This is a genomic window from Burkholderia sp. PR2 (assembly GCF_052372875.1).
In the GTDB taxonomy this organism is placed as follows: domain Bacteria; phylum Pseudomonadota; class Gammaproteobacteria; order Burkholderiales; family Burkholderiaceae; genus Burkholderia; species Burkholderia diffusa.
This window is the reverse complement of record NZ_JBQRWH010000004.1, coordinates 2,209,187-2,222,362: the sequence shown is the minus strand read 5'-3', so window position 1 is coordinate 2,222,362 and position 13,176 is coordinate 2,209,187. Positions and strand designations below refer to the sequence as shown.

General features: G+C 65.8%; 15 protein-coding genes. 12 read left to right on the top strand and 3 right to left on the bottom strand.

Annotated elements, in window-relative coordinates; all coding sequences use genetic code 11:
* Positions 1 to 94 precede the first annotated feature (94 nt).
* From ACT2FV_RS27485 to iscX, 12 genes are all read left to right on the top strand, one after another.
* Entirely contained in the window at positions 95 to 817 is a 723-nt protein-coding gene (locus ACT2FV_RS27485; RefSeq protein WP_059535864.1) for a (Fe-S)-binding protein, read from the top strand.
* Between the two features lie 34 nt (positions 818 to 851).
* Positions 852 to 2,264 carry a lactate utilization protein B gene (locus ACT2FV_RS27480; RefSeq protein ID WP_444505167.1) on the top strand — a complete coding sequence of 471 codons (1,413 nt, stop codon included), beginning with the start codon at positions 852 to 854 and terminating at the stop codon, positions 2,262 to 2,264.
* Between the two features lie 127 nt (positions 2,265 to 2,391).
* On the top strand, positions 2,392 to 2,619 hold the full coding sequence (locus ACT2FV_RS27475; RefSeq protein WP_059608408.1) for a hypothetical protein: 228 nt from the start codon (positions 2,392 to 2,394) through the stop codon (positions 2,617 to 2,619).
* A gap of 101 nt (positions 2,620 to 2,720) precedes the next feature.
* A complete protein-coding gene (locus ACT2FV_RS27470; protein WP_124903497.1) occupies positions 2,721 to 3,203 on the top strand; it encodes a low molecular weight protein-tyrosine-phosphatase in 483 nt (160 codons plus the stop codon).
* 117 nt (positions 3,204 to 3,320) lie between these two features.
* The gene (gene iscR, locus ACT2FV_RS27465; RefSeq protein ID WP_009691731.1) at positions 3,321 to 3,860 is read left to right on the top strand and encodes a Fe-S cluster assembly transcriptional regulator IscR; all 540 of its coding nucleotides are present in this window, start codon (positions 3,321 to 3,323) and stop codon (positions 3,858 to 3,860) included.
* Positions 3,861 to 3,923: 63 nt separating this feature from the next.
* Positions 3,924 to 5,147, top strand: coding sequence for an IscS subfamily cysteine desulfurase (locus ACT2FV_RS27460; protein WP_124622322.1), 1,224 nt, complete (start codon positions 3,924 to 3,926; stop codon positions 5,145 to 5,147).
* A 68-nt stretch (positions 5,148 to 5,215) separates the two neighbouring features.
* Positions 5,216 to 5,623 (top strand): Fe-S cluster assembly scaffold IscU, encoded by a 408-nt coding sequence (iscU, locus tag ACT2FV_RS27455; protein WP_009691729.1) that lies wholly within the window; start codon positions 5,216 to 5,218, stop codon positions 5,621 to 5,623.
* A gap of 64 nt (positions 5,624 to 5,687) precedes the next feature.
* Positions 5,688 to 6,011 carry an iron-sulfur cluster assembly protein IscA gene (gene iscA / locus ACT2FV_RS27450; protein WP_011885413.1) on the top strand — a complete coding sequence of 108 codons (324 nt, stop codon included), beginning with the start codon at positions 5,688 to 5,690 and terminating at the stop codon, positions 6,009 to 6,011.
* 94 nt (positions 6,012 to 6,105) lie between these two features.
* Positions 6,106 to 6,633 carry a Fe-S protein assembly co-chaperone HscB gene (gene hscB / locus ACT2FV_RS27445; protein ID WP_034176899.1) on the top strand — a complete coding sequence of 176 codons (528 nt, stop codon included), beginning with the start codon at positions 6,106 to 6,108 and terminating at the stop codon, positions 6,631 to 6,633.
* A 54-nt stretch (positions 6,634 to 6,687) separates the two neighbouring features.
* Positions 6,688 to 8,556, top strand: coding sequence for a Fe-S protein assembly chaperone HscA (gene hscA, locus ACT2FV_RS27440; RefSeq protein ID WP_124903495.1), 1,869 nt, complete (start codon positions 6,688 to 6,690; stop codon positions 8,554 to 8,556).
* A gap of 84 nt (positions 8,557 to 8,640) precedes the next feature.
* Positions 8,641 to 8,982, top strand: a complete 342-nt coding sequence (gene fdx / locus ACT2FV_RS27435) for an ISC system 2Fe-2S type ferredoxin (RefSeq protein WP_059464189.1) — start codon at positions 8,641 to 8,643, stop codon at positions 8,980 to 8,982.
* Between the two features lie 44 nt (positions 8,983 to 9,026).
* Complete coding sequence (gene iscX / locus ACT2FV_RS27430; RefSeq protein WP_059608404.1) at positions 9,027 to 9,236, top strand: Fe-S cluster assembly protein IscX; 210 nt, start codon at positions 9,027 to 9,029, stop codon at positions 9,234 to 9,236.
* 128 nt (positions 9,237 to 9,364) lie between these two features.
* Here iscX and ACT2FV_RS27425 read toward each other — a convergent pair whose 3' ends face one another.
* From ACT2FV_RS27425 to prfB, 3 genes are all read right to left on the bottom strand, one after another.
* Complete coding sequence (locus ACT2FV_RS27425) at positions 9,365 to 10,108, bottom strand: glycine zipper 2TM domain-containing protein (RefSeq protein ID WP_124622326.1); 744 nt, start codon at positions 10,106 to 10,108, stop codon at positions 9,365 to 9,367.
* A 340-nt stretch (positions 10,109 to 10,448) separates the two neighbouring features.
* Entirely contained in the window at positions 10,449 to 11,975 is a 1,527-nt protein-coding gene (gene lysS / locus ACT2FV_RS27420) for a lysine--tRNA ligase (protein WP_124622328.1), read from the bottom strand.
* Between the two features lie 75 nt (positions 11,976 to 12,050).
* Positions 12,051 to 13,155, bottom strand: a protein-coding gene (prfB, locus tag ACT2FV_RS27415; protein WP_105787638.1) for a peptide chain release factor 2 whose coding sequence is annotated in 2 segments (ribosomal slippage) — positions 12,051 to 13,073 and positions 13,075 to 13,155 — 1,104 coding nt in all. Because the reading frame shifts where the segments join, the coding sequence is not laid out codon by codon here.
* Positions 13,156 to 13,176: the final 21 nt, after the last annotated feature.

Below are 13,176 nucleotides of genomic sequence, written 5' to 3'. Positions count from 1 at the left end.
CTCGTTTCCGGCCGTGCGCGCTTGCATACGCGCCGGCGTTGGTCTCGCCGGCCAAACGGCGGATAATGAGAGCCGTTTTCTCGAAGGAGCGCATATGCGAGTCGGTTTGTTCGTGACCTGCCTGGTCGACCTGATGCGTCCGGAAATCGGTTTTTCCGCGCTGAAACTGATTCGCGAAGCCGGCTACGAGGTATTCGTGCCGCCCGCGCAAACCTGCTGTGGCCAGCCGGCCTACAACTCGGGCGATCGCGCGCTCGCACGCGATCTCGCCGAAAAGACGCTGCGCGAGTTCGAGCAGTTCGACTACGTCGTCGCGCCGTCGGGCTCGTGCGGCGGCATGATCCGCACGCACTACGGCGACCTGTTCCGCGACGACCCCGAACTGATGGGGCGCTATGCGCGATTTCAGCAGAAAGTCTATGAACTGACCGATTTCCTCGCGAACGTCGCGAAGGTGACGCTCGCGCCCGGCGAATTCACTGGGCCGGTCACCTATCACGACTCGTGCTCGGGCCTGCGCGAGCTCGGCGTGAAGGCGCAGCCGCGCGCGCTGCTCGCGCAGCGCGGCGTGGCCGTCACCGAGATGAAGGATTGCGAGCACTGCTGCGGCTTCGGCGGCACGTTCGCGGTCAAGTACGGCGACATTTCGGCGGCCATCGCGGACGAGAAATGCGCGAATGTCCGCGCATCCGGCGCGGGCGCCGTCGTGCTCGGCGATCTCGGCTGCATGCTGAACATCGAAGGACGGTTGCGCCGCACGGGCGACCGCGACACGCGCGTGCTGCACGTCGCGCAGGTGCTGGCGGGCGACGTCTGACGCCCGGTTCCGCTCACTTTTCCCCGATACCGCGATGCAAGTCCAATCGATGCATTTCAAGGCCCGTGCCGGCCAGAAGCTGGCCGACCAGCGCCTGCAGCAGAACCTGAAGAAGCTGTCGACGAAGTTCGTGTCCGCACGCGCCGACGCGATGACCGAGATCGACTTCCAGGCGACGCGCGCCGCGCTGAAGGCGCGCCGCAACCGTGCACTGGAGAATCTCGACGTGTGGCTCGAGGCATTCGAACGCGAGGCGACGCGGCGCGGTACGACGGTGCTGTTCGCGGAAACGACCGCCGACGCCGCGCGGCTCGTCGCCGACATCGCGCGACGCCACGACGTGAAGAAGGTCATCAAGACGAAGTCGATGGTGTCCGAGGAAATGCGCCTGAACGCGGTGCTCGCCGAGATGGGCGTGCAGTCGATCGAGACGGACCTGGGCGAATACATCCTGCAGATCAACGACAACGAGCCGCCGAGCCACATCATCGCGCCCGTCGTGCACAAGGACAAGGACGAGATCGCGGACCTGTTCGCGCGCACGCACCACCGCGAGCGGCTGACCGAGATCCCCGACATGACGCGCGAGGCGCGTGAGGTGCTGCGCCCGCATTTCCTGTCGGCCGACATGGGGGTGACGGGCGGCAACTTCGTGATCGCCGAGACGGGGTCGGTCGCGGTCGTCACGAACGAAGGCAACGAAGGGATGTGCACGGTGATGCCGCGCGTGCATGTCGCGGTGACGGGCATCGAGAAGGTGCTGCCGACGCTCGAGGATCTCGCGACCGCGATGCGTCTGCTGCCGCGCTCGGCGACCGGGCAGAAGACCTCGAACTATTTCTCGCTGCTCACCGGGCCGCGCGGCCCCGGCGACGAGGACGGCCCGGAGCACAACTACGTGGTGCTCGTCGACGGCGGTCGGACGGGCCTGATCGGCGGCGAATTCCAGGAGATGCTGCGCTGCATTCGCTGCGGCGCATGCATGAACCACTGCCCGGTATATCAGAAGGTCGGCGGGCACGCGTACGGATGGGTCTATCCGGGCCCGATGGGCTCGGTGCTGACACCGAGCTACGTGGGGATCGACCAAGCGCTCGACTTGCCGCAGGCCGCGACGCTGTGCGGCGAATGCGACAGCGTGTGCCCGGCCGGGATCCCGTTGTCGCACTTGCTTCGTACGCTGCGCGAGAAACAGGTCGAGCGGCATCTGCGGCCGTGGCGCGAGCGCGCCGCGCTCGCCGCGTGGGGCTTCGTCGCGCGCCGGCCGATGCTGTATGCGCTGACGACCAAGCTCGCGGTGCGCATCCTCGAGCGGCTGGGCGGCAATGGCGGCACGCTGCGGCGCCTGCCAACGATGGGCGGCTGGATGGACACGCGCGACATGCCGACGCCGACCGGGCGCACGTTCCGCGAGCTGTACGCGGCGTCCCAAAGCCACCTCGGCTGACCACTGTTCATCGAGCGACAACAGTGCGTTCGCTATTCATGTATTTATCTCGATAGGTGCGGTCTATAGAATCCTGCCTGTAGTCCCCGGAATCGGGTTTCGGGGCATGAGGTCAAGGAGCCGCATCATGAGAAAGACAATATCGATGTACTGGCCGCTGGCAATCGTCGTCCCGCTCGCCGCGGTCGCTTATTTGCACGCGATGGCCGACGCGCCGTCGCGTGGCCCGATCGCCGTTCATCAGGCATCGGCCGAACTCGCGCGCGCGGTGTCGTTCGGGCTGGTCGGCGACGCGGCGAAGCCGTTGCCGGCCGTATCCGGCGACGTCGCGCTCGCCGCACCCAAGGCGCTGTAAGTCACGCCGCCGTCGCTTTGCGCGGCGGCGCGATTCCGGGCGCCTTTGTATAATGGCGCGTTCTTCTTCCACGCGGTTCACCGCGGCTTTTCGAGAGTGCGATGTCCCGCGTTGCGATCTGTTTCGTCTGTCTCGGCAACATCTGCCGTTCGCCCACGGCGGAAGGCGTGATGCGCCACCAGGTCGACGCGGCCGGGCTGGCCGACCGGATCGCGATCGATTCGGCCGGGACGGGCGACTGGCACGTCGGCGAGCCGCCCGACACGCGCGCGCAGGCGGCGGCGCGTACGCGCGGCTACGACCTGTCGGCGCTGCGGGCGCGGCAAGTGAGCGCGGTGGATTTCGAGCGGTTCGATCTGCTGCTGGCGATGGACGAGGCCAATTTCGCGGAATTGCGGCGGCGCTGCCCGCCCGAGCATCGCGACAAGGTGCGCCTCCTGATGGAATTCGCGCCGGGCGCGACCGAGATCGAAGTGGCGGATCCTTATTTCGGCGGCGCGCAGGGCTTCGAACAGGTGCTCGACCAGGTCGAGCGCGCGTGCGCGGGCCTGCTCGATACCCTCCGCAGCAGCGCCGCACACTGATCGCGGCGAGGTATTCAGCGATCTGCGAATACCCTGTCGAAGACATGGATACTTGACTAAAATCGTCAAATATTTATACTTGACCAAAATCGTCAAGATTGCAGTCCCCTAGACACCATGAGACTCACCACCAAAGGCCGTTTCGCCGTCACGGCGATGATTGACTTGGCACTGCGCCAGGAGCAGGGCCCGGTGACGCTTGCAGGCATCAGCCAGCGCCAGCGGATTTCGCTCTCGTATCTCGAACAGCTGTTCGGCAAGCTGCGCAGGCATGAAATCGTCGAATCCGTGCGCGGTCCGGGCGGCGGCTACAACCTCGCGCGCCGCGCGCAGGACGTCACCGTCGCCGACATCATCATCGCGGTCGATGAACCGCTCGACGCCACGCAGTGCGGCGGCAAAGGCACGTGCGACGGCTCGAAGCAGCCCGACGGCCATTGCATGACGCACGAGCTGTGGTCGACCCTGAACCAGAAAATGGTCGAGTACCTCGATTCGGTATCGCTGCAGGATCTCGTCGATCAGCAGCGCGCACGCGAGGGCGCACCCGCGGTGCTGCGCGACCGGCGCACGCCGGAGCCCGTCGCGGCACCGGCCGAACCGGTGCGCACGATGCCGCTCGGTCCCAATTCGGTGTTCAACATCGCGAGTTCGTGAGCGCGAACGCGCCGCACACCCCATAACGCACATAGTCCCTGCACAGAATTCCCGGAGCGACAGATGACCCAAGAGACTCTCCACCTGCCCATCTACATGGATTACAGCGCGACGACGCCGGTCGACCCGCGCGTGGTCGACAAGATGGTGCCGTACCTGCGCGAGCAGTTCGGCAACCCGGCGTCGCGCAGCCACGCATACGGCTGGGACGCGGAACGCGCGGTCGAGGAAGCGCGCGAGCAGGTGGCTGCGCTCGTGAACGCGGATCCGCGCGAGATCATCTGGACGTCCGGCGCGACGGAATCGGACAACCTTGCCATCAAGGGTGCCGCGAACTTCTACAAGGGCAAGGGCAAGCACATCATCACGGTGAAGACCGAGCACAAGGCCGTGCTCGATACCTGCCGCGAGCTCGAGCGCGACGGCTTCGAAGTCACCTATCTCGACGTGAAGGAAGACGGCCTGATCGACCTCGACGTGTTCAAGGCCGCGCTGCGCCCGGACACGATCCTCGTGTCGGTCATGCACGTGAACAACGAGATCGGCGTGATCCAGGACATCGAGACGATCGGTGAAATCTGCCGCGAGAAGGGCATCGTGTTCCACGTCGACGCCGCACAGTCGACCGGCAAGGTCGAGATCGACCTCGCGAAGCTGAAGGTCGACCTGATGTCGTTCTCGGCGCACAAGACCTACGGCCCGAAGGGCATCGGCGCGCTGTACGTGCGCCGCAAGCCGCGGGTGCGCATCGAAGCGCAGATGCACGGCGGCGGCCACGAGCGCGGGATGCGTTCGGGCACGCTGGCGACGCACCAGATCGTCGGCATGGGTGAAGCGTTCCGCATCGCGCGTGAAGAAATGGCGACCGAGAACGAGCGCATCCGCATGCTGCGCGACAAGCTGCTGCGCGGCCTGTCGCAGATCGAGGAAACGTACGTGAACGGCGACATGGAGCACCGTGTTCCGCACAACCTGAACATCAGTTTCAACTTCGTCGAAGGCGAGTCACTGATCATGGCGATCAAGGACGTCGCGGTGTCGTCGGGCTCGGCGTGCACGTCGGCGTCGCTGGAGCCGTCGTACGTGCTGCGTGCACTCGGCCGCAACGACGAACTCGCGCACAGCTCGATCCGCTTCACGGTCGGTCGCTTCACGACGGAGCAGGAAGTCGACTTCGTGATCGCACTGCTGAACAGCAAGATCGCGAAGCTGCGCGAACTGTCGCCGCTCTGGGAAATGCACCAGGAAGGCATCGATCTGTCGACGATCGAATGGGCTGCACACTGAACACCGCATTGAATACATTCGCGGGCGGATTTGCGCACGCAGACGTAACGAGTCAAGGAGTCTGAGTCATGTCATACAGCAACAAGGTTCTGGATCACTACGAAAACCCGCGTAACGTCGGTTCGTTCGCGAAAGACGACGACGCGGTCGGCACGGGCATGGTCGGCGCGCCGGCCTGCGGCGACGTGATGAAGCTGCAGATCCGCGTCGGCGCGGACGGCGTGATCGAAGACGCAAAGTTCAAGACGTACGGCTGCGGTTCGGCGATCGCGTCGAGCTCGCTCGTGACCGAATGGGTGAAGGGCAAGACCCTCGACGAGGCGCTGTCGATCAAGAACACGCAGATCGCCGAAGAGCTGGCCCTGCCGCCGGTGAAGATTCACTGCTCGATTCTCGCGGAAGACGCGATCAAGGCAGCCGTGGCCGACTACAAGAAGCGCCACGACACGAAGGAAGGCGATCAGGCAGCGGCCTGAGCGCCATCGAGCGGCTTGTGAAGGAACGCGGCGGGCCCGGGTGGCGCGCCGCGGCAAGGACATCATGGCAATTACACTGACCGAAAAAGCAGCACAGCACGTCCAGAAATACCTCGTCCGTCGCGGCAAGGGTGTGGGCCTGCGGCTTGGCGTTCGCACGACCGGGTGCTCGGGGCTCGCGTACAAGCTCGAGTATGTCGACGAGTTGGCCCCCGAGGATCAGGTGTTCGAGAGCCATGGCGTGAAGGTCGTCGTCGACCCGAAAAGCCTCGCGTACATCGACGGCACCGAGCTCGACTTTGCACGCGAAGGCCTGAACGAAGGGTTCAAGTTCAACAACCCGAACGTGAAGGACGAGTGCGGTTGCGGCGAATCGTTCCGCGTGTGACGCGGGTATCCGCGCGATGCGGGCAAGAGGCGGCACGAGCCGCCTTTTTAATGTGCGGCGTTTGCCGCGCGACGAACCGGAATTGAACGCGACGATGGTTTCGCTGAAAGACAGCCACTTCGATCTGTTTCACCTGCCGGCGCAATTCGCGCTCGACGAGGCTGCGCTCGACAGCGCGTATCGCACCGTGCAGACGCAGGTCCACCCGGACCGCTTCGCGGCGGCCGGCGACGCGCAAAAGCGCATCGCGATGCAATGGGCGACCCGTGCGAACGAAGCCTACCGCACGCTGCGCGATCCGCTGAAACGCGCGACCTATCTGCTGTCGCTGCGCGGCGTCGACATCGGTGCCGAAAACAACACCGCGATGGAGCCCGCGTTCCTGATGCAGCAGATGGAGTGGCGCGAAGGCATCGAGGATGCCGCTGCCGCCCGCAACGTCGATGCGCTCGATGCGCTGCTCGCCGAATTGCGCGACGAAAAGCGCGTGCGCCTCGAGCGCCTCGGCACGCTGCTCGATAGCGCAGCCGACCAGGCCGCAGCCGAAGCCGTGCGCCAGCTGATGTTCATCGAACGGGTCGCGTCGGAAGTGGGCGCGCAGATCGAGCGCCTCGAAACTTAACCGCGTGCCTCGCGGCACGCGCAGCAAACGGGCCGAGCGCCCGAACGAACCAAGATGGCTTTACTGCAAATTTCCGAACCGGGCATGGCGCCGGCGCCGCACCAGCGGCGACTCGCTGTCGGGATCGATCTCGGCACGACGAACTCGCTCGTCGCGGCCGTGCGCAACAGCGTGCCCGAAGTGCTGCCGGACGAGGCGGGCCGCGTGCTGCTGCCGTCGGTGGTCCGTTATCTGGAGAAGGGCGGCCGCCGCATCGGTCACGAAGCGAAGGAGCAGGCCGCGACCGATCCGCGCAACACGATCGTGTCGGTCAAGCGCTTCATGGGCCGCGGCAAGGCCGAGGTCGAAGGCGCGGCAAACGCGCCTTACGAATTCGTCGATGCACCGGGCATGGTGCAGATCCGCACGATCGACGGCGTGAAGAGTCCGGTCGAAGTGTCGGCCGAGATTCTCGCGACGCTGCGTTACCGCGCGGAAGACACGCTCGGCGACGAACTGGTCGGCGCGGTGATCACGGTGCCCGCATACTTCGATGACGCTCAGCGCCAGGCGACGAAGGACGCCGCGCGTCTCGCGGGCATCAACGTCCTGCGCCTGCTGAACGAACCGACCGCGGCCGCGATCGCCTATGGTCTCGACAACGCGGCCGAAGGCCTCTACGCGGTGTACGACCTCGGCGGCGGCACGTTCGACCTGTCGATCCTGAAGCTGACCAAGGGCGTGTTCGAAGTGCTGGCCGCGGGCGGCGATTCCGCGCTCGGCGGCGACGATTTCGACCACGCGCTGTTCGGCCACGTGCTCGCGCATGCCGGGATCGATGCGAAGGCGCTTGCGCCCGAGGACGTGCGCCTGCTGCTCGATCGCGTGCGCGTGCTGAAGGAAGCGCTGTCGTCCGCGCCGCAGGCGTCGCTCGACGTGACGCTGTCGAACGGTGCCCGGCTCGAGCAGACGATCTCGCACGACACGTTCGCCGCCCTCGTCGAGCCGCTCGTGCAGCGTACGCTGACGCCGACCCGCAAGGCATTGCGCGACGCGCAGGTAACGCCGGCCGACATCAAGGGTGTCGTGCTGGTCGGCGGCGCGACGCGCATGCCGGTGATCCGCGAGGCGGTCGCGAAGCATTTCGGCCAGCCGCCGCTCGTCAATCTCGATCCCGACCAGGTCGTCGCGCTCGGCGCGGCGATCCAGGCCGACCTGCTCGCCGGCAATCGCGGCAGCGGCGACGACTGGCTGCTGCTCGACGTGATCCCGCTGTCGCTCGGCGTCGAGACGATGGGCGGTCTCGTCGAGAAGATCATTCCGCGCAATTCGACGATTCCGATCGCGCGTGCGCAGGAATTCACGACCTTCAAGGATGGCCAGACCGCGATGGCGATCCACGTCGTGCAAGGCGAGCGCGAGCTCGTCGCCGACTGCCGGTCGCTCGCGCGCTTCGAGCTGCGCGGCATCCCGCCGATGACGGCCGGCGCGGCGCGCATCCGTGTGACCTATCAGGTCGATGCGGACGGGTTGCTGTCGGTGTTCGCGCGCGAGCAACATTCGGGCGTCGAGGCGTCGGTCGTCGTGAAGCCGTCGTACGGCCTCGCCGACGACGACATCGCGAAGATGCTCGAAGACAGCTTCAAGACCGCCGAGATCGACATGCGCGCGCGCGCGCTGCGCGAAGCGCAGGTCGAGGCCGAGCGGATGATCGAGGCGACGCAGGCGGCGCTGGCGACCGACGGCGAATTGCTCGATGACGCCGAACGCACGCAGGTCGACGCGCTCGTCGCGGCGCTGCGCACGATCGCGCAGGGCGACGACACGGACGCGATCGAAACCGCGACCAAGACGCTGGCCGACGGCACCGACGAATTCGCGGCGCGCCGGATGGACAAGAGCATCAAGCGCGCACTGTCGGGCCGACGGCTCGACGAGATCTGAACGAAATGCACGCGGGCCGGCGACGGCCCGCGCGATATTGAACCGTGCGGCGCCAGCCGCCGCACTCTGACTGACGGAACGGACATGCCTCAACTGGTGGTGCTGCCTCACGTCGAACTGTGCCCGGACGGCGCAGTGATCGACGCGACGCCCGGCAAGAGTATTTGCGACAACCTGCTCGACAACGGGATCGAGATCGAGCATGCATGCGAGAAGTCGTGCGCATGCACGACCTGCCACGTGGTGATCCGCGAGGGCTTCAACGATCTCGATCCGTCCGACGAGGACGAAGACGACCTGCTCGACAAGGCATGGGGCCTCGAGCCGACGTCGCGCCTGTCGTGCCAGGCAATCGTGAAGGAAGATTCGGACCTGGTGGTCGAGATCCCGAAGTACTCGATCAACCACGCGAAGGAAAATCACTGACGGACCGGCGGGGCGGACTCGCCGCGTACACGGGAGAGCAAGTCATGAAATGGACCGATTCGCGTGAAATTGCCATCGCGCTGGCAGACAAGCATCCGGACGTCGATCCGCAGAAGATCAATTTCGTCGACCTGCGCCAATGGGTCATCGATCTGGATGGCTTCACCGACGACCCGGCGCACTCGGGCGAGAAGATCCTCGAAGCGATCCAGGCCCACTGGATCGATGAATCCGACTTCGACGACGAAGACTGAGGTTCGCGCTGGCGCCCCGCGCCATGTGGCTCCGGCAAGGCTCCCGCAAAAAGAAAAGGCTCGTGATGCTTCACGAGCCTTTTTCATTTCCGGCACGGCGCAAGGGCTGTCCGGCGATGCGTCAGGCGTCAGGCGCCGACCAGCGTCCCGTTCTCGATCCGCACGCGCTGACCCTGGCCGAACGGCGGCGGGTTGTGGTACGTGAACGTGCGCGTCGCGCCGCTTTCCATCTGGACCTGTACCTGGTAGTCGGTTTCCGCGCGCACCTGCTTCTCGACCTGGTTGCCGGCGAGACCGCCGCCGAGCGCGCCGATGATCGTCATCGCGGTGCGGCCGTTGCCGTGACCGAACTGGTTGCCGAGCAGGCCGCCGGCCGCTGCGCCGCCGACCGCACCGATCCCCGAACTCTGACCCGGCGTACGCGTCTGCGTGATCGCGACGACCGTGCCGCAGGTCTGGCAATAGGCCGGCTGCGCGGGCGCGGACGGCTGCTGCGCGTATTGCGGCGGTTGCGGCGCCGGCGTATGGCGGCGGTGCGTGGCTGCCGGGCGCGGCGCGGGCTTCGGTTCGACCTGGGCTGCCGCGGCCTTCTCGGCAGCCGCCTTCTGCTGCGCGGCCTGTTCGGCTGCCTGCTGTTGCGCCTGCGCGGCGAGCGCGGCGCTGGCTGCAGCGGCCGTATCGACGGCCGGCTGCGACGCGATCAGCGCGGCCTGGGTCTGGCCGTTCTGCGCGTTATTGCTGTTGGCCTTCGGGAAGATGCCCGTGATCGCTGCAGTGGCCGCGAGGCTCGCGACGATCACGGCGCCTGCCGCGGTCGCGATAAGCGGGTGGAGGCGTTGCTTTTGCGGGGTGGTTTGATTCTGGTTGTCCATTTTGTTCTCCGGTGTCGACCCAGCTTCGCACGTTGGCGCTGGCCGGATCCCACGCTCGGGAGCGAGCAGACTTGGCGTTCCGGCGCCGCGTTCTGGTCCCGTGGTCATGCGTGGTGACGCAACAGGAGTGTCGTCCACGGGCGAGGGTCGCACCGTATCAAGGTGTAACGAATTGCAGCGGGAAGCAGGCGGGCGTTATCGGGAAAACCCGGAGAGGGCCGTCGCGACGAGGGGATAAAACGGGGGAGGATCGAAAGCCGGCGAACGCCGGCGAGCGGGATTTACGCGTGGTTACAAAGCTGACGCGTGCGCCGCGGGGCGCGGCGCACGCGGGGGGCCGTCAGTCCTCGCGGCGCAGGTGCGGGAACAGCAGCACGTCGCGAATCGTCGGGCTGTCGGTCAGCAGCATCACGAGACGGTCGATGCCAATCCCGCAACCACCCGTCGGCGGCATTCCGTGTTCGAGCGCGCGGATGTAGTCGGCGTCGAAGAACATCGCTTCCTCGTCGCCTGCATCCTTCTGCTCGACCTGCTTCTTGAAGCGCGCGGCCTGATCTTCCGGATCGTTCAGCTCCGAGAAGCCGTTCGCGATCTCGCGGCCGGTCATGAACAGTTCGAAACGCTCGGTAATGCCCGGCACCGTATCCGATGCGCGTGCGAGCGGCGACACCTCGACCGGGTAGTCGATGATGTAGGTCGGCTCCCACAGCTGCGATTCGGCGGTTTCCTCGAACAGCGCGAGCTGCAGCGCGCCGATGCCGGCATTCAGGAAGGCCGGCTGCGACACGTCCACGCCGAGGCGCTTCAGTTCGGAGCGCAGGAACGCGTCGTCCGACAGCTGGCCGTCGGTGTACTGCGGCGCGTACTTCTGGATCGCCTGCGTGATCGTCAGGCGGTGGAACGGCTTCGCGAGGTCGAGCTCGCGACCCTGGTACTGGATCGTCGCGGTGCCGAGCGCATCGATCGCCGCCTGGCGGATCAGTTGCTCGGTGAAGTCCATCAGCCAGCGGTAGTCGGTGTACGCGGCGTAGAACTCCATCATCGTGAATTCCGGGTTGTGGCGCGGCGACACGCCTTCATTCCGGAAGTTGCGGTTGATCTCGAACACGCGTTCGAAGCCGCCGACGATCAGGCGCTTCAGGTACAGCTCCGGCGCGATACGCAGGAACATCTGCATGTCGAGCGCGTTGTGGTGCGTGACGAACGGCTTCGCCGCGGCACCGCCCGGGATCGGGTGCAGCATCGGCGTTTCGACTTCCATGAAGTCGGCGTTGTCCATGAACTTGCGGATCGACGCAATGGTCTTGGTGCGCGCACGGAACGTGTCGCGCGTTTCCGGCGTGACGATCAGGTCGACGTAGCGCTGGCGGTAGCGCATTTCCTGGTCGGCGAGGCCGTGGAACTTGTCCGGCAGCGGACGCAGCGCCTTCGACAGCAGGCGCAGCTCCTTGCACTGGACCGACAGCTCGCCCTTGTTGGTGCGGAACAGCACGCCGCGTGCGGCGACGATGTCGCCGAGGTCCCACTTCTTGAATGCGTCGTAGGTTTCCGTGCCGACGTCGTTCGGCGTCACGAAGAACTGGATCTGGCCCGAACCGTCCTGCACCGTCGCGAAGCTCGCCTTGCCCATCACGCGCTTGAGCATCATGCGGCCGGCGACCGACACCTCGACCGGGTTCGCCTCGAGCGCGGCCTTGTCCGAGTCGGCGAATTTCGCCTGGAGATCGGCGGCGTGATGCGTCGGCCGGAAATCGTTCGGATAGGCGACGCCTTGCTCGCGCAATGCGCGCAGCTTCTCGCGGCGCTCGGCGATGATCTGGTTTTCGTCCGCCGCGACGGCGGGCTGCGTTTGGGTCGGTTCGGTCATGATGGTCGGAATTCGGAGTGGGTGCGGCAACGCAACGGGAAGGGCGACGCGACCGGAGAGGCCGCGCCGCGGCGCTTACACGCCCTGTTTGAGGCTCGCGCTGATGAAGTCGTCGAGATCGCCGTCGAGCACGGCTCGCGTGTTGCTCATTTCGACGTTCGTACGGAGGTCCTTCACGCGGCTCTGGTCGAGCACGTACGAGCGGATCTGGTGGCCCCAGCCCACATCGGTCTTGCTCGATTCGAGCTTGTCCTGCTCGGCCTGGCGCTTGCGCATTTCGGCTTCGTACAGGCGCGACTTCAGCATGGCCATCGCTTCGGCACGGTTGCGGTGCTGCGAGCGGTCGTTCTGGCACTGCACGACGATGCCGGTCGGCATGTGCGTGATCCGCACGGCCGAGTCGGTCTTGTTGATGTGCTGGCCGCCGGCGCCCGAGGCGCGGTACGTGTCGATGCGCAGGTCGGCCGGGTTGACTTCGACTTCGATCGAGTCGTCGATTTCCGGATACACGAACACCGACGAGAACGACGTGTGGCGGCCGCCCGACGAGTCGAACGGCGACTTGCGCACGAGGCGGTGAATGCCCGTTTCGGTGCGCAGGAAGCCGTATGCGTATTCGCCCGTGACCTTGACCGTCGCGTTCTTGATGCCGGCGACGTCGCCGTCGGATTCTTCGAGCACTTCGGCCTTGAAGCCCTTGCGCTCGCAGTAGCGCAGGTACTGGCGCAGCAGCATCGAAGCCCAGTCGCACGCCTCGGTGCCGCCGGCGCCGGCCTGGATGTCGATGAAGCAGTTGTTCGGGTCGGCCGGGTTCGAGAACATCCGGCGGAATTCGATGTCGCCGACGCGCGCTTCGAGCTTCTTCGCGTCGTCTTCGGATGCGATGAGGGTGTCTTCGTCGCCTTCCTCGCGTGCCAGCTCGAACAGGTCGAGCGCATCGCGCAGGTCGCTATCGAGTGCCGTCAGCGTCGTGACGACGCCTTCGAGCAGCTTCTTCTCGCGGCCGAGTGCCTGGGCGTTCTTCGAATCGTTCCAGACGTTCGGGTCTTCGAGTTCCTTGTTGACTTCGGTCAGACGCGCAGATTTGGCGTCGTAGTCAAAGATACCCCCGAAGCTCGCCCGCGCGCGTGCGCAGGTCGAGCAGGGAGCTTTCGATCGCGTTGAGACGTTCCGCTTCCATGATCGTTCGCTATTCTTGCTT